Consider the following 20,563-nt stretch of genomic DNA (forward strand, 5'->3'; position numbering starts at 1 on the left):
GGCCGGCCTGCGCGGCCGGGGCACCGGCAGCGGCGGACGGGGACTCCTGGGCGGGGGCGGCATCATGGCGGTCCTCCTCCTTCGGGCTCTCCTGGTCCTCGGGGGCGGCCTGCTCGTCCTCGCGCTCGTCCTCCTCCTCTGGCGCGTAGCCGTCCGGCGACTCCTCGGGGAACGGCTCGTCGTAGCCGTCCTCGTAGCCGTCCTCGCCGTCTTCGCGGTGGTCCCCGTCGCAGGAGGCGGTGGCGCTCCCCCCGACCGCCACCGCGTTGCCACAGGCGTTGACCGGAAGGTCGGCGTCGGCGCCGGCCTGGTTGCCGCCGCCGGTCGAGCCGTCGCCGGAGGTGGTCGGGGCGTCCGAGCCGCCGGAGGCCTCGGCCCCGGAGTCCTCGCAGCCGGCGGCGGCGGTGCCGAGCACGGCCACCGCGTTGCCGCAGACGTTCACCGGGGACTGGGCGTCGGCGCCGGCCTGGTTGCCGCCGAGCACCGACCCGTCGCCACCGGTGGTGGAGGCGGCGGCCGGGGCGGACGCCGCGGCGATGATGCCGGCGGCCGCGAACGCGGCGAGTGTGGTCCTGGACATGGGTCGCAAATCCTTTTCCGTGGAGCGGATGAGATCACGGGGGTCGCCGGAGCGGGGCACGGCGACAGGGCGGGGGCGCGGGGCGGCCGCGGCGCACAGGCCGGGCCGGGCGGCGCCCGCCGCCGGAGTGGAGTGGACTAGTCGGGCGAGAACGACGGGTCGTCCGCGGCGTCGCGGACGACCAGGGTCGGGTCGCCGGGAAGGGCCGCGCTCCGCAGGAGGGGGCGCAGGCCGCCACCGCGCTGCTGCAGCCAGAAGCCGGCCGCGGGCGCGGGGAAGGGAGACGAGGACACACCGGTGGCGGCCGAGTCGGAGCCGCTCCAAGAGGTGTCGGTCTCAGGGGCGGCGCCGTCCTCGGCGCCGTGCGCGGCGCCGCCGACACGGTCGGCGGTGCCGGGTGCGGCCGTCGGCCGCTCGCCCGCGGCGCCCTCGCTCAGGGCGCGCAGGGTGCGCGGGCCGCGTTCGGCCGGGCCGTGCTCGGAGGCGGGGGCGCGCTCGCCCTCGCCGCCGCGCTCCCGCGCGGCGTCAGCGCCACGGTCGTCGGAGGCGTCGCCCGTGTGCACGGGGTCGGTGTCCAGGCCGCGGTCGACGACGCGCTCCAGCCCGTCGCGGACCCGCCCGGAGGCGTCGCCGCCCAGGCCGTCCGAGACGGTCGAGGCCAGGTCGCCCTCGCCCAGGGAGTCGCCCAGCGGCTCCCCGGTGATCTCCCGGACGCCCTCGCGCACCCCGTCGCGGCCGTTGCGGACGGTATCGGCGACCACGCGGTCCCCGACGGCGTCCTCGGCGGCGCCGACGGTGGACTCCACACCGGAGTCGACCGTCGAACCGGTGGTGCGCACGGTGTCGTCGACGCCGTCGACCACCCCGCGGGCGGTGCCGCCGGCGGCCTCGCCGACCTGGCGGACCCGCTCCAGCGGGGCGCCCTCAGCGGCGGCACCGTCGGCCTCGGCGCTCTCCGTGCCTTCGGCACGCGCGGCGCTCTCGGCCCCTTCGGCCTCCTCCAGGCCCCCGCCGACGGCGGGGGCTGCGGACGGGGCGGCGGACAGGGCGTCCTCGGCGGCGTGCGCCGCGGACGCGCCCAACAGCCAGCCGCCGGCCAGCAGGCCGGTGACCACCGCGAGGCGGCGCAGGGCGCGAGCACCCGGCAGGCGCACGGCACCGGCGGGACGGACCCGCCGACCGCTGCCGACCTGCACCATGGAATGCCACCTCGGGGTGAAGACGTGCCGGTGCGCCGACCGGGGATCCGGTCGACGGCGGGACCCTGTCCCGCAGACTGAGAGTCACGTTAGCACCACGCTGCGCTCATGGTGTGGAGAAAACTGCGAAACGGGCCGGAAAAAATTCTCCGGCCCGTTCCACCACTGCCCTGCCACTGCCCAGGCGCCGCTCAGGGACCGCCGCACGCCCCCGGCGGCCGCCTCAGCTGAGGTCGATGAACCGGTCCAGCACACGGGTGCCGAACTGCAGCGCGTCGACGGGGACGCGCTCGTCGACGCCGTGGAACATGCCGGAGAAGTTGAGCTCGGGGGGCAGCCGCAGCGGGGCGAACCCGTAGTTGCGGATGCCCAGGCGCTGGAAGCTCTTGGCGTCGGTGCCCCCGGACAGGCAGTAGGGCACGGCGCGCGAGCCGGGGTCCTCCTCTTCCAGGGCGCGCGCCATGGCCGAGACCAGGCCGCCCTCGAAGTCGGTCTCCACCGAGGGCAGGTGGTGGATGAACTCCCGCTCCACGTTGGGGCCGAGCAGGCGGTCCACCTCGGCGAAGAACTCCTCCTCCATCCCGGGCAGGAACCGGCCGTCGACCTGGGCCCCGGCCGAACCGGGGATGACGTTGGCCTTGTAGCCGCCCTCCAGCACGGTGGGGTTGAGGGTGTTGCGCAGGGTGGCGCCGATCATCCCGGCGATGGGGCCCAGCCGGGAGAGCACCGCCTCGGGGTCGTCCTCGTCGAAGGGGATGCCGAAGGCCTCGCACACCTCCTCCAGGAAGGTGCGCACGGTCTTGGTCAGGCGCACGGGGAACTCGTGCCGGCCGAGCCGGGCGACGGCCTCGGCCAGCTCGGTGACGGCGTTGTCGTCGTTGACCATGGAGCCGTGCCCGGCGGTGCCGCGCGCCTTCAGGCGCATCCAGGCGATGCCCTTCTCCGCGGTCTCGATCAGGTAGAGGCGCCGGTCGTCCTGCACCGTGAAGCTGAACCCCCCGACCTCGCTGATCGCGTCGGAGCAGTCGGCGAACAGCTCGGGGTGGTTCGCGACGAGCCACTGGGCGCCATAGGTGCCCCCGGCCTCCTCGTCGGCCAGGAACGCGAGCACGATGTCGCGCGGGGGACGGCGCCCCTGCCGCACCCGCTCCCGGAGCACGGCCAGGGCCATGGCGTCCATGTCCTTCATGTCGACGGCGCCGCGGCCCCACACGCAGCCGTCGGCGATCTCACCGGAGAAGGGGTGGTGGGTCCAGTCGGCGGCGTCCGCGGGAACCACGTCCAGGTGCCCGTGCACCAGGAGCGGCGCCCGGCCGGGGTCCTCCCCCGCGATCCGCGCCACGACGCTGGTCCGCCCCGGGGCCGACTCCAGCACCCGCGGCTCGATGCCGACCTCGTCCAGCTTCCCGGCGACGTACTCGGCGGCCTCCCGCTCCCCCGGACCGGACATGTCCCCGTAGTTGGAGGTGTCGATGGCGATGAGCTCCCGGCAGAGGTCCACGACCTCGGCCTCCGCCCCACTGGGGGCCCCGCTGCCTTCGGTCTCGGGCATGGTGTGCACCAGCTCCTCTCGGCGACGTCTGGATCCGACCCTCCCATGCTCCACCCGCCCCGAAAACGATGTACGCCCGGCCTCAGACCTTTGCTATGGTTGACCGTGTCCGCGGGCAACAGACGCGGACCGGGTCCGGGTGGCGGAATAGGTAGACGCGCTAGCTTGAGGTGCTAGTGCCCGTTAAGGGCATGGGGGTTCAAGTCCCCCCTCGGACACCAACCTTTGGCACATGCTGTGGAGGTCCGGTTTGATCCGGGCCTCCACTTCGCGTTTCTCGGGACGGTAGGTCAGCCGCAACCCCATCCCCGCGTACAGCTCCGCCTTGTCCTGCGGATCGGCGACGGCGACCACCCCCGACAAGTCGGCGAGTCCTTCCACCATCCCTGCGACCTCCTCTCGGGTTAAGACCTGAAGGCGCGAGGCCTCCCCCAGCGCCCTTCGTACTGCGCCTGCGCGGCCATGGCCGCTTGGACCCGGGTCTGGATGCGGGTCCGCTCCCCTTTGCTCGTCCCGCCGAAGACCGACAGGATCATCGTGTGGGCTTCGTTGCGCGGATCGATCGGGCCACCGACCTCGGGAACCCACAGCGGAACGCCGTAGTGCTTGAACAGCGGGAAGGTGTCGTTGAACTGCGCGTCGTAGAAGACCCGCTGCGGCTCACCGACGACCACCGCGTCGAAGCCTCGAGCCGGGTCTTCCAGAGAGCGCAGCAGGCGGGCGGCGTTCGGCCGCCGCTTCGGTGGGACGGCCCGCGACTTGTCAACGTCGAAGTACTCCGTGACGACCTCTACCGCAGAAGCCGTCAGTGCTTGGGCTCGATGCCGCTGCCAGGCCAGGGAGGAGTCGGGGTCCTGCAGGTCATCGGTTGATACACGGGCCCAGAGGGCGAAGTTGAGGCTGTCAGGGACTTGGGCCGGGGTCATCACCATCTGCTCGGTCCCCTGCAGCGATCGTCGGTGCTTGCTCATCTACGGCGAGCCGCTGCGCGTACGCCTTGCGCACGATCGTCAGGAGCACCCGCAGAGCTTCTGGGGTAAGCCTGGGCACGTCACCGGAGAAGTCGATGCGCAGTCGGTTCTGCTCACCGCCACTGTGTCCGCGAGGATAGGCGCCTCCCCTCTTTGAGCACACGTGTTTTAGCCGGTCAGAAGCCTGTTCTCGCTCTTCGGACACAGCACCCTCACCTCCGGGCAAGCACCCGGCCGGGCGGCAGCACCGGCATGCCGAGACAACGCCGACCACCCCCACGGCACCTGTCCACCTCTCTCGGCTCCTGGCTCACGGCACCTCCCACCGCACTCGCGCCGGACCCAGGCGCCCCGGCTGCCGGGCTGGATGCCAGTCCCCGCGCGGCGGCAGCTCCGCCGCCCGCCGCCACCCGGCAGCGCGCAGCGAGGTGCCGGGCTCGTCGGCGCGGGTGTAGGTGACCATGCGCCGTTACCCCAGCGCCTTTGCCGCCCGCCACGACGCTGCCAGGAGTCGGGAGCAGGCGTTCGGGGTGCCGTCGGAGGCCAGGCGGGTGACCTCGAGCGTGCACCCGTCGTCGAGCCCGCGGGCCACCGGGCGTCCCGCGATCGCCACCGCTACCAGCACCCCGTCGGCATGCCGGAGCCCGAGGCTGAACTTGTGCCCGCGCGGCGGCCCCAGGTGCCGGTGCCAGACCTCCACGAACGCCTTGGCCTCCGCCAGTGGGACCGGGACCAGCTCCAGCGTCCTCGTGTCGGCGCCGGTTCGCAAGCACCGCGGCGGCCGAAAGCGCGAACTCGCCCCCGCTCACCGCTCCTCCCCGTCGCGCTCCTCACCCGTGCAGGCCCACGGCGAGCACCCCGCTCCCCTGCTTCGGCCTCCTCCCCCAGCTCGACCTCGCCGAGCGGAATCCGCGCCGGATGCAGGTAGAAGGTGCCCTCCAGCGGCATGCCGCGCATCGTTGCCGCGGGGTGGCCGTGCCGGATCGCGGCATCGAACTCGACCGCGTCGGCGAACGCCTCCGGCTCCTCAGCTCTCAGGAGGGCCCAGGAGACATTGGAACGGTACGGGCAGCCGATACACGCCGACTTCGGCGTGTCCCCGAGCCCGTGCACTGCCAGGTACGCGCGGCAGTCCTCCCGGGTCCACCCGATGTCCAGCAGCGGGAAGACGTTGCACAGGCAGGCGACGTCGGCGTCCTTGGCGCGGTGGAACTCATCGGTGGAGATGCCGATGGCCTGCTCGGCATAGACACCCCACGGGACCCGTGCCGTGTGCGGGTAGCCCAGCAGGCGCCGTGCTTGGCGCTTGAGCGGGAGGACCTCGTATTCGGAGGTGCACTGCCGCCGGGCCATGCCCAGGCTCCCGTCGGTCTTGGCGATGAACAGCGGCATGGAGGCGAACCGGTGCCGCTCGTCCAGGGCGTCGTGCCGGATGTTGCCGACGGACACTCTTCGGATCGTGATCCCGGCACCGGCGGCAACGCCTTCGAGGCGCTCCAGGTGCCGGTTGACGACGGCCGGCTCCCAGCCGGTGTCGGCGAACAGGGCGTAGTCGAACCTGGGGACCGCCCCTTGGGCGGAGAGCAGGAGAAGGGCGCTGGACTGCACCCCGACTCCCAGGGAGAGCAGGCGCAGCTTCGGCGGAGCAGAACGTTTCACGGCAACGGCGTCGGACCACAGCGACCCTCACCCAAGACTCACGCTCGCCCGGCCCACCGCGCTCACCCACCCGCCGCCGACGCCTTCGCGTACGCCGTGCGCACGCAGAGCCCAGCCCCCCTCCATGGCGTTCAGGGCCGTCCTCGGCATGCACACGCCAGGCGAACGCACCGCATCAGCCCAGCTCACACTCCGGAAGAGTGCGATGTTGCTGCTCAAGAGGACGGTGCTTCATGGGACTCCCGACACCACAGGGAGGCTCGCAATGCCGACGACCCCGTTCTCCACCCTTCAGAACGCCCTCGAACTCCTCCTCGAAGGCAGCGGCCCGCCCGGAAGCGAGCTGGCCGAGCTGATCGGCATGCCGCCCCACGACCTGTCCGCCGCCGCGGCAACCCAGCGGCTCCTGAAGGCCGACCGCGCAACCGCCGACAAGGTGTGGCGCGGCATCATCACCCAAGCCCGCGACGGTGATCCGGCGTGGACGGTCATCGCCCCGGCAGCGGAGGCCCTGTGCCCGAAGCTGCTCTATACCTCCCGTAAGGCCGGCCAACGTCACCGCTACCGCATCCTCAGCATCCGGCATCGAACCACGGACTTCGAAGAACAGAAGGTCCTTACTCCCAGGCCGCCATCAGACGGTCCGGTCACCCTGCTCGCCACCCACATCCGCGACGGCGTCCTCACCCCGACCGAAGCCGAGCTCATCGCCCGCACTCGCTTGGAACACACACCCCTCACCTGCGCGGCCCGCGACCTCCGGCTGACGTACATCACAGCCCGGCGCTATCGGAAGAGAGCACAAGACAAGGTTCTCGACTCCCTGATGCGCTCACGCACAAGTGGGTGAACCGGAACCCCGGATTCCATACTTCCGGACAGCACAGTCCAGCCACGCCACTCGCCGCATAGAACTCTGGTAGCGAACCTTCTATTGTTCAAGCTCACCCAGAGCGCACCTACTAAAATCAGCAGCGACGAGTCAGCGTCGGATGAATGTTCGAAGCCGAACTAGGCGCCTGGCCGAATGCGGCCACAGCGGAAGGGGTGGCCTCCTCAACTGGCTAATCTGTATCCCTTGGGAGGAGAGCCATGCAAAAAGAACCCATGCAAGGGCATTCGCTTTTCGCGCCCGACCTATCCGAACCCCCGGTAAAACCAAAGGGTGATCAGCCAGAGCGGATGCGGGTGATCATCACGGTCAAGGCCGCCCCACAGCCGTCCAGTACATACGGCGAGACTGTCTGCGTAGCCGGCCTCCGCATCGACCCAGGAAGGGAGGGTTGGGTACGCCTATATCCCATCAACTTCAGATCCCTTGAAGGTGAGGGGAAATTCAACAAGTACGACATCGTCGACCTCGAAGCGAAACCGTCGCATTCACACGATCCACGGCCAGAGAGCTGGCGGCCCAACCTGGAGAGCATATCCGTCTCCGGCCACCTCAGGCCCTGGAAGCCCCGTGCACAATACGTTTCCGACTTCATCGAGGATTCTATGTGCCGAATCTTTCACAAGGCGCGAACGGACCGCAACGCGAGGGCAAGCTGTTCCGCGTCGGGGTCTACATCACCGTTCACGCCGCCACCGAGCAGCGGCTCGACGACGAGGTCGCCCACGTCCAGTCGCTGCTGGCCTCCCTCCTTCTCGACGCACGGCCCGCGACGTTCCGCCAGCTCCAGGGGTGGATCTCTGCGCTGCCCCTCGGGGTGGACCTGCTCGATCAGCGCCGGAGCATGGACACCGCGGCCCTGTCGGCCTCCTTCCCCTTCGCCAGTCCGGACCTGGCCGTGGAGGCCTCGCCGACCGCGGTCCTTTACGGGCTGAACGCCGCCTCGTCCGGGGTTGTCGTGTGGGACCGGTGGGCCCTGGACTCCTACAACTCCGTGGTCCTGGCCCGCTCAGGGGCCGGGAAGAGCTACTTCTGCAAGCTGGACCTGCTGCGCAATCTGTATGCCGGGGTGAGCGCGGCCGTAGTGGACCCGGAGGACGAGTACTCCCGACTGGCCGAGGCCGTGGGCGGAACCGTCATCCGGCTCGGCGCCCCCGGGGTCCACCTCAACCCCCTCGACCTGGCGCTGGACGAGACGGCCAAGCGCGACGCCCTGACCCGCCGGGCCCTGTTCTTGCACACGCTGCTCGCGGTGATGCTGGGCCGGCCCTTGGAGCCGCGACGCCGCGCCGCCTTGGATCGGGCTCTGGTGGCCGCCTATGCCAAGGCCGGGATTTCCACCGACCGGCGCACCTGGAACCGGGCCGTCGGCCCGAACCAGCACCTGCCCAGCGACTGGTCCACCTACGGCGCCGACGGCAACAGCGACGGCACCGCCAACCCGCACAACGTCTACGACAGCGCACTGGCCAGCGCCCGCGAGCTGTGCATGAGCGGTGGCGAGAGCGCCGACTTCAACGACCGCGACCAGCTCTCCCGGGCCCTGTTCCGCTACAACAACGCCGACTGGTACGTGGACCAGGTGCTCACCGAGATCGACCGCTTCGACGCCGTTCCTGGCATCCCCGCCGCGGACGGCCCGACCGGTCAAGGCGGGCGCACCGCGGTCGAGTGGGTGCTTCAGCAGCTCGGAAAGCCCTACGTCTACGGCGCCAACGGTCCCGACGCCTTCGACTGCTCGAGCCTGGTCCAGGGAGCTTGGGCCGCCGCCGGGGTCGACATCCCGCGGGTGACCAAGAAGCGGGGATCCTGTTAGGTTTGACAGGTCGCTGAGACAAGCTGCCGATCTTATGCTCGAAGCCGCTCCCGATAAGATCAAAACTCTCGAGAATAAAGACGGATCTAGCGAGCTGTGTGTCACTACCGCCGCTGGAGCCGTCGTGGTGGTGGCAGCTGGTGGAGTTGCCGTCGTAGCTGCGGTGGTACTGGAATCAGCAGCCGTCGCGCATGCGGCTGTATATGCAGAGGTGAAGGTGTGGGAGCGTTCAGCCGCTGAGTCGAGTTCAGGCTTGAGCGAAGAAGAAGCAGTGATCGAGATCATTGAGGTTCTCCATAAGAATTAGCGTCACTTCATCTGACTCTCCGCCAGTAGTGATAAGTGGGGCAGGATGTACATGTATCCTGCCCCGCCATGATTCCTATGTTTTTGATGGATTAGCTCGGTCAATGAAGAACGAACAATTCTCGAGAATCAGCATAATACCACTGATCTTCTGGGGTGCTGTGGGGATGGTGATCGCCACCTACGCAGTACACGTCCACTGGCCGTACAATGTCATAGCACTCCCGTTCGAACGTCCTATAGCTTCGGCCGTTAACAGTATTCTCCCTCAGGGGTGGGCGTTTTTCACACGCAGTCCAAGAGAAGAGGCGATCCGCGTCTTCAGAAAAGTCGGCGACCAACAGTGGCAGGACACCGACATAGGACCAAATGCAGAGCCGTCGAACTTTTTCGGTGCGGATCGGAGGGCGCGAGCGCAAGGACTCGAGCGCGGAATCATCACGTCAAGTGTGCCGGATGATTCATGGAGGAAATGCCATCAACAGCTAGAGGTCTGCCTCGGATTGCAAGTGGAGAACTCTGTAACAGTCTATAATCCTACTCCAAATCCCACAATGTGTGGACCCCTTGCCTTGGTCAGCCGTTCTCCCGTCCCTTATAGTTATCGCGAGCACGTGACGGAGAGATGGGCGACCGAGCGCGTTGCGAGAGTTGAGGCCGATTGTAGTGACTGATCGGTGGCGACCTGACGAATGGTTTCGGAGGCATGTGGAAGTCGTTCTCCCCTGGGGATCGGCTTACGGTATAGCCAGAACCTTATTGGCCGTAGGCCTCGCTTTGACTCTTACGTTCAGCTCTACCGAGTCACTCTTTCCTCCTGGAGTGGGGCTCCCCGATACGCCGAAATGCGAGGGGATCGGGCAGTACGGGCTTTTCTGTATTTCTATTGGCGTGCCTCTTGATGCGCTCCGCATCATCGGCGCCGTCTGTCTTTTTGTAGTGGCTTCCGGATGGCGTCCCAGGATCACAGCCTTCCCCCATGCTTATATCACATGGAGTGCGTATAATGCCATTACGGTCCCTGAAGGTGGAGATCAAATTGCAAGTATTCTGTCTGTTCTCCTTCTCCCAGTTGCCCTGAGCGATCCCAGAAAGTGGCACTGGTTTCGGTTGGACACTGACCCCATTCCTCGAGCATGTCCTTCCGGCCGCCCTGGATCTCGTATATCTACCCATCGAATAGCAGTATCGATTGTCGCTTTGACCTTCGCTAAACTTCAGGTCGCCGGGCTCTATTTTCAAGCTGGAATCGCTAAACTTAACGAACGAGAATGGTTGGATGGAACCTCATTTTATTACTGGTATAACCATGATATATTCGGAGCTCCACAATGGATGTACCCGATTTTTGCTCCGATAGTTGAATCAGACCCGGGGGTGGCATTTTTGACGTGGAGCCCCATAATCCTCGAACTTGCGCTAGCCACGTCGCTGCTCACTTCATTGCGAATTCGGCGATTTCTTCTCCCTGCGGGGCTTGCTCTGCACTTGGGAATTGCCGTGACCATGGGATTGTGGAGCTTCTTTTGTGCAATGGCTGCCGCCCTTATCTTGCTGACTGTACCTGTGGGGGCCTCACTTCGCAGTTTCTACGGGATCCAGTGGCCGGAACGAAGAGATGAAGATTCTGGGGCCGGTAAACATCAAATGGAGAGAGTGTAGAGAGCGCACATGCCTGATTTTCCAAGCAACTCTTCAGGGAACTCTAAGCGATTCCGTGAATCCGTGCGGCCGTCCGCCTGGGTCCCTCTGGTTGGAGCAGCCATCGCGACAATAATTCTTATTGTTTATGTTCCTATAATCGTAGCGGAACCCGATTCTTTTCTCTCTCATATCTGGGTTCCATTGCTTGGAATCACTGTCGCCGTCCTCACGATAGCATTGCGCGGAAATATTGAGATCAAGCGAGGGAAACTCCTCATTTCTGCATTTCCGGTATGGCGATTTGCTATCCCCCTTAAAGATATAAGGAACGTAGAGAGGGTGCATGTGGACGCGTTCTCCGATTTTCTCGGGGTAGGGCTTCGCTTTGGTCGAGGCGGTGCGATAGGCGTCGTCATGCGAAGCGGAGAAGGCGTGGAGGTTACCACCATAAAAGGAAAGAGGATTATCATGGTTGTTCCTGATGCGACGGCCTGGAGAGAGCGTATAATTGAATCCATGAATTAAGAATCGCCGTACAAACAGAATAGGGGGCCCATTTCGAGTGTAGTCGCAGGTTATTTTTGCGGCGTAAAGAGGACGTCTTTCGTTAGTGACTGCGAGAAGTGGGAGTTTTTATTTTAGTTAGGGTATAGGGGTGGCCGGCCAATGAGATGATCTCAGTGGCTTCTGGCGTGGGATGAAGGCCCACGCAACGCGCGAGCCAGGCGAATCTGCGTATATCGCCGTCCCCTCAAACAATGACCTGGAGCCCTAGTGTCATGATTCAGAAGTTCTTTGTATAATTGTGTTAGAGTGCAACTACGGTGTGTCGGACGCTGTGGTGGGATGGCGGCATGGCAAAAGCGGGTTGTCCGCGTGAGCGCATCATGCTGACCGCCGAGGAGGCGGCCGAGTTGTCCCGGATCGCCGCGGCGCCTTCGACTCCACAGGCCAGAGCCCTGCGGGCGCGGATCATCCTCCTGGCAGGAGAGGACACGCCCACGGTCGGCATCGCCGAGCGGCTCGGTGCCAGCGCGGCCACGGTGGCAAAGTGGCGGCGACGATCAGCGAGGACACCATCCGGCGGGTCGTCGACAACACCCGCTTCGCCGAGCCGCCCAACGGCGCCTCGCACTGGTCATCGCGGGATATAGCCGCCCACGCCGGGATCTCCCAAGCGGCCGTGGTGCGCATCTGGCAGTCGTTCAACCTCCTGCCCCACCGTCAGAACGCCTTCAAGCTCTCCACCGACCCGCTGTTCATCGACAAGATGATCGATGTGGTCGGCCTGTACCTCAATCCGCCCGACCACGCCGCCGTTCTGTGCGTGGACGAGAAATCGCAGATCAAGGCCCTCGAACCCGCCGGCCCGGGCCAGCCGGTCTCCCCCGGCCATCCCGCCACCCGCACCCATGACTACATCCGCCACGGCACCACCACACTGTTCGCCGCCTTCGACATCATCACCGGCGCCGTCGTGCACTCCTGACAGGAGCGCCACCGCGCCGTCGAATGGCTGGACTTCCTGCGCCGCATCGACACCGAAGTGCCCGCCGAACTCGACATGTTTCGTTCCGGGTGTGATGGAGGCTCTCACCCCTGGGAAGGACGAGAGTCATGGCAGCACCGAGGAAGTACCCCGATGAGCTGCGCGAACGCGCCACGAGGATGGCCGTGGAAGCCCGCCGGGACCCGGCCACCCGGCCCGGAGCGCTCGCCCGTATCGGCAACCAGCTGGGCATCAACCACGAGACGCTGCGCAACTGGGTTACCCAGGCCGAGGTCGACGCAGGAGAGCGGCCCGGCACCACCGGCCAGGCCCAGCGCCTGGCCGAGCTGGAGGGCGAGAACCGCGAGCTGCGCCGGGCCAACGCCGTCCTGAAGTCCGCGTCGGCTTTCTTCACGGCGGAGCTCGACCGCCCACAGAGCAGGTAGTGGCCTTCATCGACGCCTACAAGCAGGAATTCGGCCTCGAGCCGATCTGTGAGGTGCTGCAGGTCGCCCCGTCCACCTACTACGCCGCCAGGGACCGGCCGCCCTCGGCACGCCAGGTCGTCGACGCGGCCGTGACCGGGGAGATCCGCAGGGTCCATGCGGACAACTACGGGGTCTACGGGGTGCGCAAGGTCCACGCCGAACTGAACCGGCAGGGCCGGGCGGTGGCGCGCTGCACCGTGCACCGGCTGATGAGGGCGGCCGGGCTGCGCGGGGCCGCCCGCGCCAGAACCCCGCGCACCACTCGGTGCGCATCGGGCCCGGATACGCGGCCGGACCTGTCGCGCCGATGAGGCGCGCAGGGCCAATGAACGACTAGAGCGCACTATTGCCCAGTACGCCGACCACAAGGCCAGCGCCGGAGACATCAAGGCGCTGCTCAAGGGGGGCTGTGGATCGCCGCCATCGGGGCCTGGGCTTGGGGCGGCGCTGCTGTTGTTCGGCCCCGACTACGAGCGCGCGGTGGTCCCGATGGTGCTGTCCTGGCCGTGCACTGTCGCCGCTCTGGCACTGCGCCGCTACCCCGGAACGCACTCATGACCCGAACGACCATGCGGGCGTGCCGTTCAGGCCGAGTGCACCGGTGGCGACGTCGCCGGGCATCGGCGGGGAGAGCGGACACCTGAACCGGGGCACGGCGCAAGGCGGCCGCCGCTCTAAAGGCCGGCTGGACGATCAGCCGCAGACGGCCTCGTCCAGGAAGGCGTCGACAGTCTTGTCGGGGTTGCCGGTGAAGTTCGGGGTGAGGGCGATCGTCACCTGGTGCTGCAGGTCCTCTGTCGAGTACGTCCAGGACTGGTACGACAGCGCATCGCCGTCGTTGCCGTACACACGGACCCCGCAGGAGGTGTCCCTCCAGGCCAGCCCCAGGCCGTAGGTCTCGCCTTCGACACCCGGCGTCATCATCTCGTCGAGCCGGTCCTCCGGCAGCAGGCGGCCGTCGAGCAGTGCGGCGACGAACAGGTTGAGGTCCTCCGTCGTGGAGATCAGTTCGCCCCCCGCGCCCAGCAGCGACGGGTTCATCTCGGTGAAGTCGACGAGGTGCGTCCGGCCGCCCCACTCCGCCGGGATGTAGCCGCGCGGGTGGGGCCCACCGATCCACGGCGACTCCCCCGGCATCTCGGTGCCGCTCAACCGCAACGGCCGGATGATCCGCCGCTCGATCTCCTCTCCGTACGGCCGACCGGCGGCCTCCTCGACGATCTGGCCGAGGAGAACGTACCCGGTGTTGGAGTACGCGTACTCCGACCCCGGCGGTTCGAACGCCGGCGGGTTCGCCACGGCGCGCCCGACCAGTTCGTCCGCGGTCCAGGTTCGCCACCGGTAGTTCAGGAACCCCGGATCCGGCGGCAGCGTGAGGGTCTTCCGGTAGTCGTACAACCCGCTGGTGTGGTCGAGGAGCCGACGCACGGTGATGCCGTCCCCGTCCGGCACGGCTCCGGGCAGCCACTCCTCGACGGTGTCGTCCAGCCGCAGCCGATCCTCGTCGGCGAGCTGCAGGACGGCGGTGGCGAGGAACGTCTTCGTCACGCTGCCCGCCCGGAAACGGCCTTCGACCGGAACCTCCCGTGCGGTGCCCCGCTCGGCGACGCCGCTGGTTCCGCGCCACACGCCGTGCTCGCCGCGCACCTCCGCCAGCGCGCCCACCGCCCCGGTGGCCACGACGTCGTCCAGCCGCCCCCGCAGCCCCGGAGGATCCTTCTCCTCCGACTCGGCCGAGGCGACGGCCGGCGCCGCTGCCACGGCCAACGCCGTCGTCGCGGTCACCAGCACCCGAGAAACCCGCTTCATCCCGACCTTCTTTCGATCTCCGTCGACGATCCGCCGCGGCCAGCGTGACGAAGCAGAGGAAGCACGACCATCCGGGAGCGCCCGGGTCCGCTCCTCAGGGGTCCACCCTGCTGCCCCTCCGGGGTTCGCAGGGCTGCCGGACGGCGTGGCAGGGCCGATGCCGACGATAGGGGTCGGACGACGATGACCCCGCGCCCGCGGGTGTGGCCGGAACGGCTGTCGCTGTGGGCCTGCGCTGCCTCGGCGAGGGTGTGGGGCATGTCGACCGGGATGTGCAGCGCGCCCCGCGAGATGAGGCGGACGGCCTCGGCGAGCGACGCCCGCGGAGGTCGGCACGGCCCACCGGGCGGTACGGCCGGCTCTATGAACGGACCGGTCCGGCCCGTCCGGATCCACCAGGACGCCTCGCCTTCGCGGGACGGCGGTCGGAATCCAACGACCTGTACGCGACGCGCTTCACCGGCGAACGGATCACTGCTCAGGTACCGGCCGGCTGCGCCCCGTCCCCGGTGTTCTCGGCGTTGGCCTCGATCCAGTCGAGCATCGCGGCCAGATGCCCGCAGAGGCCGCCGCCGAGCGGGGTGAGGCCGTAGGCGACCTTGGGCGGGGTGTCCGGTTCGACCTCGCGCCAGACCAGGCCGTCCTGGACGAGGTTCCGCAGCGTCTGCGAAAGCATCTTCTCGCTGATGCCCCCGATACGGTCGCGCAGCTCGTAGAAGCGCAGCGGCCGCTGTTCGTGCAGGCGGAGCAGGACCCAGATGCCCCAGCGGCTGGTGACATGGTCGAGCATCTGCCGCGCCGAGCACTCCGTATGAAACACGTCACGGCCACCGCGAGGGGCCGATCCATCTGCCGGGATTCCGTTGTCCATGGAAGGACCTTACGAAAAGGTACGTCCTTTCCAGAAGTGAGCCGCCTACCTAAGGTCTGGCGCGTACCCCGAGAAAGGAACCGTCATGATCGTGGTCACCGGATCCACCGGCAATATCGGCCGCCCGCTGGTGGAGGCGCTCACCTCCGCCGGAGAGTCGGTCACGGCCGTCTCCCGCGCCCCCATCGGACTGCCGGCGCGCGCCCGGCACTTCGCCGGCGACCTCGCCGACCCGCGCGGCCTGGAGCCCGCGTTCAAGGGGGCGGACCGGTTGTTCCTCATGGTCCCCGATCCGGCGCTTCCGGTCTCCGAGATCGTCGCGACCGCCCGCGACGCCGGCGTCGGACGGATCGTGCTCCTGTCCTCCCAGCGGGCGCAGTCCAGGCGCGACCCCTTCCTGACCGGCATGGAGCGGACCGTGACCGAAGCGGTTCCCGAATGGACCGTCCTGCGCCCCGGCGGCTTCGCCTCCAACGCGCTGCTGTGGGCCGAGTCGATCCGCTCCACCAGGACGGTCCGGGCGCCGTTCGGCGATGTCGCGCTCCCGCCCATCGACCCGGCCGACATCGCCGCCGCGGCGGCCGCGGCCCTGCTCGAGAACACCCACCTCGGCCGGTACTACACGCTCAACGGCCCCCGGGCGGTCACACCGCGCGAGCAGACCGCCGCGATCGCGGACGCCATCGGCGACGAGGTCGCGTTCGTCGAGCAGACCCGCGACCAGGCCTTCGAGGAGCTGTCGCGGATCTGGCCCTCCGCGGTCGTCGACAAGACCCTCGACGCGATCGGCACACCGACTCGGGAGGAGCGCACTCCGGCGCCTGACACCGAACTCGCCCTGGGCCGCGCCCCGCTCTCCTTCACCGACTGGGCCGCCCGCAACGCCGACGCCTTCCGGTAGACCGCGCGCCCGGCTCTCCCGGTCGCGATCGGGGCGGCCCCGGCAGCGCGCACAGGTCGGCCGCCGGTGGGGGCCGGCGGCCGGCCGGTCGGGGCCGGGGGTCAGTACGACAGGTCATTCTGCTCCGTGATCAGGTGTCCGGCGATGTACGGGGCGCCGCTGGAGCCGAGGATCCCGCTGGTCCTCTTCGTACTGCCGTGCTTGGTCGTGAAGGGGACCTCGTCCGCCTCTTGGGAGGTGGAGAGGTTCGTGTTCACCGACAGCTCGATGCTCAGCGGCGCGCCGATGACGGCGTCCTTCTTGAGCGAGTGCGGGGCCCGGTTCCGCTCCAGAGGCGCCTCCCGGAGATCTGCGGCCGTGTTCCGCGCATGACCCCCGGAAAGGCGTCCGCCTTTCGCGGTGGATGACCCCCGATGCAGAGGTGTCGCCTTTCCCCGATCCGAGGAAACGACCAAGGGTCCCCCGGCCCACCGGCTTTCCCTCAGAAGCCGTTAAGGCGCTCATGCACGAACGATGAGGGCCGGACCGCGCCACGGAGTTCTGCTACTGGAAGGCGCTGAGGGCCACGCCCCGTCTCTGCCGTCAAGAGGGGGCCGGTCAGGGGGAAAAGGTCTCGTTCTCCTGCTGGAACGTGCTCAGGACACCGTTGACCTCGGCGGGCAGACCGCTGGAAGGCGACCTGGGGGTCGGCACCTGGAGCGGGACGAGCTGGTCCGGCTGCGGGCGCTGGGAGGGCCCACTGCGCACCATGTGCTCGATGCGGTCGGGGTAGCCGATGAACCCCTGCGATTCGTGCCACGGGTACCAGGCGCCCCGCGTCGTCAGCGGGTCGAACCCCCACGTGGCGATCCTCGCCGCGCTCTCGTTCTCCACCGTCGGGTCGGCGAGGGCCGCCCGCTGCCGCACCTTGCGCGCGACGAGGAGCGCGACCCCGAGTCCGGCGAACAGCGCCACCGGCACGACGCTCCCGGCGGTCGGTCCGGAGGCTTCGGGCTTGATGGCCTCGCAGTCGGCCTCGCGCATGATGACGTTGTCCGGGTCCTCGAGGATTTCGAGGCACTCCTCATAGGTGAGCCGGTCGCTCCCCGCGGACTGCGACACCGAACCCGCCAGCGCCCCCATGGCGACCTGGAAGAGCAGCATGAGCGCGAACAGCCCGGCGAGGGCGAAACAGACGATGGAGGCGACCTTGAGCCCGGTCTGCCTCAACCGCGCCGGCCGGCCCGCGAAGCGCCGCCTCTCTTCGGCGGGGACCTCCTGCCGTGCCCGCCCGATCGCCCCCGCCCACGCGGCGTCCCAGACCCGCTCACGGTTGCGCAGGAACGGGATGAGGACGGCGGCGCGCCGCTGCCAGTCGACGAACGCCTCCCCCTCGGGCGTCTGCCGCCACATCGAGAACTCGTGCCGGGCGGTCTGTTCGGCTATGGCCTGCTGAAGCGCGTGCTGCTCCTGCTGGAGCGCGAACTGCTGGTCCTGCGTGCGCGCCATGCGCGCGGTGTTCGCGGCGGTGATGCCGTTGAAGACCATGCTGGCGGTGCTGGTGAACGCGATGCCCTTCAACAGCTCGGTGTTCTGCGCGGTGGACCGCGCGGTGCTCGCCGCCGACTGGTCGATGCTCTTCAGGTGCTCCGCGCTCTTTGCGGTCGAATTATCGATGTTCCGCAGATGATCCTTCGGAGTTCTGAACATGCCGCCATCGATCCTTTCTGCCCATGCACGGATGAGGTCCTCACGCGGAGTCGTCGATGACGCAGTGTGACGAACACTCCTCGACCGGAAGGGGGTCGTGTCCGGGAGGTCGGCGGTCAGCGTAGCGAAAAGGCCGGTTCCTCACCATTCCGGAACGCCGGCCCGGCTCCGGCGGCCGTGGTCGGCGGCCGTCGGAGCCGGGCCGGCGAGGGGCCTTACCGGCGGAAAGGCGTCACGCCGGGGCCGTTCCGCGCTCGTGGGCCGCGGGCCCGTCGGGCCCGACGGGCCCGGCCCGGCGCCGGCCGGCCCGGATCCCGTTGGCGATGACCAGCACCTCGGCCAGCTCGTGGGTGAGGATCACCGCGGCCAGCCCCAGCACCCCGAAGGCCGAGAGCGGGACCAGGACCAGCAGGATCCCCCCGGACAGCAGCAGGCTCTGCAGCATGATCCGGCGGGCGCGGCGCGCGTGCGCCAGGGCCCGGGGCAGCACCCGCAGGTCCTCGCCCATCAGGGCGATGTCCGCGGTCTCCACCGCCACGTCGGTGCCCATGGCCCCCATGGCCACGCCCGCGTCCGCGGTGGCCAGGGCGGGCGCGTCGTTGACCCCGTCGCCGACCATCGCCACCGGGCCGCCGCGGCGCAGGCCGGCGACCAGCCCGGCCTTGTCCTCCGGGCGCAGGTCGGCGTGCACCTCCTCGATGCCGGCCCGGGCCGCCAGCGCGCGGGCGGTGCGCTCGTCGTCGCCGGTGAGCATCACGGTGCGCACCCCCGCGCGGTGGAGCGCGGCCACGGCCTCACCGGCCTCGGGGCGCAGCTCGTCGCGGATCGCGATCGCACCGATCACCCGCCCGTCGACTTCGACCAGCACCGCGGTGGCACCCTGCTCCTGCAGCCCGGCCACCGCCGGGCCGAGCGGCCCCGGATCGATGTAGCCCGGCCGGCCGAGCCTCAGCGGGCGGCCGTCCCGGGTGCCGGTCAGGCCGCTGCCGGGCACCGCCTCCACGTCGCGGGCGGGCTCCGGGCCGGGGCGGGCGGCCAGGATCGCGGCGGCCAGGGGGTGCTCGCTGCGGGCCTCCAGGGCGGCGGCCGCCTCCAGGACCTCCTCGCGGGTGTGCCCGCCGGCGGGCTCGACCGCCACCACGGCCGGCTCGTTGCGGGTGAGGGTGCCGGTCTTGTCCAGGGCGACCACCCGCACGCTCCCGAAGGCCTCCAGCGCGGCGCCGCCCTTGACCAGGACCCCCGAGCGGCTCGCCGCGCCGATGGCCGCCACCACGGTGACGGGCACGGAGATGGCGAAGGCACACGGGGAGGCGGCCACCAGCACCACGAGGGCGCGTTCGATCCACAGGGCGGGGTCGCCGAGCAGGGACCCGGCGAGGGCGATCAGCGCCGCTGCGGCCAGCACGCCGGGCACCAGGGGGCGGGCGACCCGGGCGGCGAGGCGCTGGGCCGCGCCCTTGCGCGCCTGCTCGCGCTCGACGATGTGCACCACCCGGGACAGGGAGTTGTCGGCCACCCGGGCGGTCGCCTCGACCTCCAGCACCCCGCCGCCGTTGACGGTCCCGGCGAAGACCTCGGTCCCCTCCACCGCCTCGACGGGCAGGGACTCGCCGGTGACGGCCGAGGCGTCCAGGGCCGATCGGCCCGAGCGGACGGTGCCGTCGGTGGCGATGCGCTCGCCGGGCCGCACCAGCAGCAGGTCGCCGGCCTCCAGCTCGGAGGGGGCGACGGCGGCCTCGCGACCGCCGCGCAGCACGGTCGCCCGGGCGGGCACCAGGTCCAGCAGGGCCCGGAGGCCGTGGCGGGTGCGCGCCACGGCGTGGTCCTCCAGGGCCTCGGCCATGGAGAACAGGAAGGCGAGCATGGCCGCCTCGCCGACCTCCCCGAGGGCGACGGCGCCGGCCATGGCCACGGTCATGAGGGTCCCCACGCCCAGGCGCCCCCGGAGCAGGGCGCGCAGCGTCCCGGGCACGAAGGTCCACCCGCCCGCCGCGACGGCGCCGGCGAACAGCGCGGTCGCGGCGGTCGCGGCGTCGGTGAGCCCGTCGACGGCAAGGCCGGCCGCCCAGAGCACCCCGGCCAGGGCCGCCCAGCGGACGGGGGCCGAACGCCACCACGCGCCCGGCCTCTCCGCCCCTTCCGCCGGGGCGGGGGAACCGCAGGTGGGGTCGCCGCACCCGTCACCGCCGCCGGCCTCCTGCGCGGGGGCCTCCCGCGGGGTGCGGATGCGCGCCTTCCCCGGACCGGCGCCGGCCGGGGCGCAGCAGGAGCAGGTGAGGGCGTCGGGCGCGGCCCCGGGGGCGGGGGCGAGGCCGAGGAGCGGGCGGCCGCCGGGGCCGGCGGCGGGGGCCCGGTGCCCGTCCCGGGGCTCGTCCCGGGGGTCCGGCCCTTCGCCGCCGCAGCACAGGTCGGACATGGTCAGCCCCTTTCGGCGCTGGGCTCGGGGACGGGCATGAGGACGGACAGCAGCGCGTGCCCGGCGGCGGTGAGCCGGTACATCACCAGCTTCCCGTCGCGCCGGGAGTCGGCCAGGCCGGCGGCGCGCAGCTGCCGGACGTGGTGGGAGACGAGGTTCTTGGCGGCCGAGCACACCCAGGCCAGGTCGCACACGCAGAGCTCCCCGCCGGTATGGAGCGCCTGGGCGATGCGCAGCCGGGTGGGGTCGGCCAGGGCCTTGGCGCGCTCGGCGGCCGGGGG

The 20,563-nt window shown here is 69.4% G+C and carries 25 protein-coding genes, 1 tRNA gene and 1 other annotated feature; of the genes, 12 read left to right on the forward strand and 14 right to left on the reverse strand.

The window, feature by feature from the left end:
* The 3 genes from D450_RS0108245 to D450_RS0108255 all read right to left on the reverse strand — a co-directional run.
* The coding region (locus tag D450_RS0108245) for a chaplin family protein (RefSeq protein WP_017538195.1) at positions 1–580 on the reverse strand (580 nt) is incomplete at its 3' end.
* Positions 581–717: 137 nt separating this feature from the next.
* A complete protein-coding gene (locus tag D450_RS0108250) occupies positions 718–1,779 on the reverse strand; it encodes a hypothetical protein (protein WP_017538196.1) in 1,062 nt (353 codons plus the stop codon).
* A gap of 223 nt (positions 1,780–2,002) precedes the next feature.
* The gene (locus D450_RS0108255; RefSeq protein ID WP_026128440.1) at positions 2,003–3,331 is read right to left on the reverse strand and encodes a M20/M25/M40 family metallo-hydrolase; all 1,329 of its coding nucleotides are present in this window, start codon (positions 3,329–3,331) and stop codon (positions 2,003–2,005) included.
* A 133-nt stretch (positions 3,332–3,464) separates the two neighbouring features.
* Between D450_RS0108255 and D450_RS0108260 the strand changes: the two genes are divergently transcribed.
* Positions 3,465–3,552 (forward strand) — tRNA-Leu (locus D450_RS0108260).
* Between the two features lie 183 nt (positions 3,553–3,735).
* Here the strand turns inward: D450_RS0108260 and D450_RS0108265 are convergent.
* From D450_RS0108265 to D450_RS29735, 4 genes are all read right to left on the reverse strand, one after another.
* Positions 3,736–4,302: a recombinase family protein gene (locus D450_RS0108265; RefSeq protein WP_206539652.1), complete on the reverse strand. Its 567-nt coding sequence runs from the start codon at positions 4,300–4,302 to the stop codon at positions 3,736–3,738.
* Between the two features lie 310 nt (positions 4,303–4,612).
* Entirely contained in the window at positions 4,613–4,765 is a 153-nt protein-coding gene (locus D450_RS34545; protein WP_241483094.1) for a hypothetical protein, read from the reverse strand.
* Between the two features lie 6 nt (positions 4,766–4,771).
* Complete coding sequence (locus D450_RS35395; protein ID WP_338037962.1) at positions 4,772–5,002, reverse strand: XF1762 family protein; 231 nt, start codon at positions 5,000–5,002, stop codon at positions 4,772–4,774.
* Positions 4,918–5,961, reverse strand: coding sequence for a hypothetical protein (locus tag D450_RS29735; RefSeq protein WP_241483095.1), 1,044 nt, complete (start codon positions 5,959–5,961; stop codon positions 4,918–4,920). The genes D450_RS35395 and D450_RS29735 overlap by 85 nt, the downstream gene beginning before the upstream one ends.
* A 265-nt stretch (positions 5,962–6,226) precedes the next feature.
* Between D450_RS29735 and D450_RS0108285 the strand changes: the two genes are divergently transcribed.
* The 10 genes from D450_RS0108285 to D450_RS0108305 all read left to right on the forward strand — a co-directional run bounded on the left by D450_RS0108285 (position 6,227) and on the right by D450_RS0108305 (position 12,907).
* Positions 6,227–6,811: a hypothetical protein gene (locus D450_RS0108285; protein WP_039820250.1), complete on the forward strand. Its 585-nt coding sequence runs from the start codon at positions 6,227–6,229 to the stop codon at positions 6,809–6,811.
* A 649-nt stretch (positions 6,812–7,460) separates the two neighbouring features.
* Entirely contained in the window at positions 7,461–8,669 is a 1,209-nt protein-coding gene (locus tag D450_RS33645) for an NlpC/P60 family protein (RefSeq protein WP_161631140.1), read from the forward strand.
* Between the two features lie 34 nt (positions 8,670–8,703).
* Entirely contained in the window at positions 8,704–8,976 is a 273-nt protein-coding gene (locus D450_RS33260; protein WP_152520812.1) for a hypothetical protein, read from the forward strand.
* 166 nt (positions 8,977–9,142) lie between these two features.
* On the forward strand, positions 9,143–9,649 hold the full coding sequence (locus D450_RS35580) for an SdpA family antimicrobial peptide system protein (protein ID WP_394296819.1): 507 nt from the start codon (positions 9,143–9,145) through the stop codon (positions 9,647–9,649).
* Positions 9,650–9,683: 34 nt separating this feature from the next.
* Positions 9,684–10,637 (forward strand): sporulation-delaying protein SdpB family protein, encoded by a 954-nt coding sequence (locus D450_RS35585; RefSeq protein WP_161631141.1) that lies wholly within the window; start codon positions 9,684–9,686, stop codon positions 10,635–10,637.
* Positions 10,638–10,700: 63 nt separating this feature from the next.
* Positions 10,701–11,144 (forward strand): hypothetical protein, encoded by a 444-nt coding sequence (locus tag D450_RS33265; RefSeq protein WP_206539653.1) that lies wholly within the window; start codon positions 10,701–10,703, stop codon positions 11,142–11,144.
* 362 nt (positions 11,145–11,506) lie between these two features.
* Positions 11,507–11,773, forward strand: coding sequence for a helix-turn-helix domain-containing protein (locus D450_RS35590; RefSeq protein WP_394296818.1), 267 nt, complete (start codon positions 11,507–11,509; stop codon positions 11,771–11,773).
* A complete protein-coding gene (locus D450_RS29745) occupies positions 11,671–12,108 on the forward strand; it encodes an IS630 family transposase (RefSeq protein ID WP_017538200.1) in 438 nt (145 codons plus the stop codon). The genes D450_RS35590 and D450_RS29745 overlap by 103 nt, the downstream gene beginning before the upstream one ends.
* 128 nt (positions 12,109–12,236) lie before the next feature.
* Positions 12,237–12,554 carry a transposase gene (locus D450_RS0108300; protein ID WP_026128442.1) on the forward strand — a complete coding sequence of 106 codons (318 nt, stop codon included), beginning with the start codon at positions 12,237–12,239 and terminating at the stop codon, positions 12,552–12,554.
* Positions 12,512–12,625, forward strand: a sequence feature (AL1L pseudoknot). (Overlaps the previous gene by 43 nt.)
* A complete protein-coding gene (locus D450_RS0108305; protein WP_017538202.1) occupies positions 12,554–12,907 on the forward strand; it encodes an IS3 family transposase in 354 nt (117 codons plus the stop codon). Its footprint overlaps the feature before it by 72 nt. The genes D450_RS0108300 and D450_RS0108305 overlap by 1 nt, the downstream gene beginning before the upstream one ends.
* Before the next feature lie 382 nt (positions 12,908–13,289).
* Here the strand turns inward: D450_RS0108305 and D450_RS0108310 are convergent, their stop codons facing one another.
* The 3 genes from D450_RS0108310 to D450_RS0108315 are packed head-to-tail and all read right to left on the reverse strand — an operon-like array spanning position 13,290 to position 15,195.
* The gene (locus D450_RS0108310; protein ID WP_241483096.1) at positions 13,290–14,405 is read right to left on the reverse strand and encodes a serine hydrolase domain-containing protein; all 1,116 of its coding nucleotides are present in this window, start codon (positions 14,403–14,405) and stop codon (positions 13,290–13,292) included.
* Positions 14,402–14,968: a zinc-binding dehydrogenase gene (locus D450_RS32995; protein ID WP_086003656.1), complete on the reverse strand. Its 567-nt coding sequence runs from the start codon at positions 14,966–14,968 to the stop codon at positions 14,402–14,404. Before D450_RS32995 ends, D450_RS0108310 begins: the two co-directional genes overlap by 4 nt.
* Entirely contained in the window at positions 14,884–15,195 is a 312-nt protein-coding gene (locus D450_RS0108315) for a winged helix-turn-helix transcriptional regulator (RefSeq protein WP_017538204.1), read from the reverse strand. The genes D450_RS32995 and D450_RS0108315 overlap by 85 nt, the downstream gene beginning before the upstream one ends.
* A 166-nt stretch (positions 15,196–15,361) precedes the next feature.
* Here D450_RS0108315 and D450_RS0108320 point away from each other — a divergent pair, with 166 nt between their 5' ends.
* Positions 15,362–16,177: an NAD(P)H-binding protein gene (locus D450_RS0108320; RefSeq protein WP_017538205.1), complete on the forward strand. Its 816-nt coding sequence runs from the start codon at positions 15,362–15,364 to the stop codon at positions 16,175–16,177.
* A 101-nt stretch (positions 16,178–16,278) separates the two neighbouring features.
* On the opposite strand, the gene D450_RS34550 is transcribed toward D450_RS0108320, so the two are convergent.
* The 4 genes from D450_RS34550 to D450_RS29750 all read right to left on the reverse strand — a co-directional run.
* On the reverse strand, positions 16,279–16,632 hold the full coding sequence (locus D450_RS34550) for a DUF6342 family protein (RefSeq protein ID WP_239647535.1): 354 nt from the start codon (positions 16,630–16,632) through the stop codon (positions 16,279–16,281).
* Positions 16,633–16,774: 142 nt separating this feature from the next.
* A complete protein-coding gene (locus D450_RS0108330; protein ID WP_017538207.1) occupies positions 16,775–17,866 on the reverse strand; it encodes a hypothetical protein in 1,092 nt (363 codons plus the stop codon).
* A 232-nt stretch (positions 17,867–18,098) separates the two neighbouring features.
* A complete protein-coding gene (locus D450_RS0108335; RefSeq protein WP_017538208.1) occupies positions 18,099–20,282 on the reverse strand; it encodes a heavy metal translocating P-type ATPase in 2,184 nt (727 codons plus the stop codon).
* Positions 20,283–20,284: 2 nt separating this feature from the next.
* Positions 20,285–20,563, reverse strand: a 279-nt coding sequence (locus D450_RS29750) for an ArsR/SmtB family transcription factor (RefSeq protein WP_017538209.1), incomplete at its 5' end; no start/stop codon positions are given.

It is taken from the genome of Nocardiopsis halophila DSM 44494 (assembly GCF_000341245.1).
Classification (GTDB): Bacteria; Actinomycetota; Actinomycetes; order Streptosporangiales; family Streptosporangiaceae; genus Nocardiopsis_A; species Nocardiopsis_A halophila.

Coding starts and splice junctions, on each gene's coding strand:
- D450_RS0108250 (WP_017538196.1), bottom strand. CDS start 1,779: ATGGTGCAGGTCGGCAGCGGTCGGCGGGTCCGTCCCGCCGGTGCCGTG.
- D450_RS0108255 (WP_026128440.1), bottom strand. CDS start 3,331: ATGCCCGAGACCGAAGGCAGCGGGGCCCCCAGTGGGGCGGAGGCCGAG.
- D450_RS0108265 (WP_206539652.1), bottom strand. CDS start 4,302: ATGAGCAAGCACCGACGATCGCTGCAGGGGACCGAGCAGATGGTGATG.
- D450_RS34545 (WP_241483094.1), bottom strand. CDS start 4,765: ATGGTCACCTACACCCGCGCCGACGAGCCCGGCACCTCGCTGCGCGCT.
- D450_RS0108285 (WP_039820250.1), top strand. CDS start 6,227: ATGCCGACGACCCCGTTCTCCACCCTTCAGAACGCCCTCGAACTCCTC.
- D450_RS33260 (WP_152520812.1), top strand. CDS start 8,704: ATGCTCGAAGCCGCTCCCGATAAGATCAAAACTCTCGAGAATAAAGAC.
- D450_RS35580 (WP_394296819.1), top strand. CDS start 9,143: ATGGTGATCGCCACCTACGCAGTACACGTCCACTGGCCGTACAATGTC.
- D450_RS35590 (WP_394296818.1), top strand. CDS start 11,507: ATGCTGACCGCCGAGGAGGCGGCCGAGTTGTCCCGGATCGCCGCGGCG.
- D450_RS0108300 (WP_026128442.1), top strand. CDS start 12,237: ATGGCAGCACCGAGGAAGTACCCCGATGAGCTGCGCGAACGCGCCACG.
- D450_RS0108310 (WP_241483096.1), bottom strand. CDS start 14,405: ATGAAGCGGGTTTCTCGGGTGCTGGTGACCGCGACGACGGCGTTGGCC.
- D450_RS0108315 (WP_017538204.1), bottom strand. CDS start 15,195: ATGCTCGACCATGTCACCAGCCGCTGGGGCATCTGGGTCCTGCTCCGC.
- D450_RS0108320 (WP_017538205.1), top strand. CDS start 15,362: ATGATCGTGGTCACCGGATCCACCGGCAATATCGGCCGCCCGCTGGTG.
- D450_RS0108330 (WP_017538207.1), bottom strand. CDS start 17,866: ATGTTCAGAACTCCGAAGGATCATCTGCGGAACATCGATAATTCGACC.
- D450_RS0108335 (WP_017538208.1), bottom strand. CDS start 20,282: ATGTCCGACCTGTGCTGCGGCGGCGAAGGGCCGGACCCCCGGGACGAG.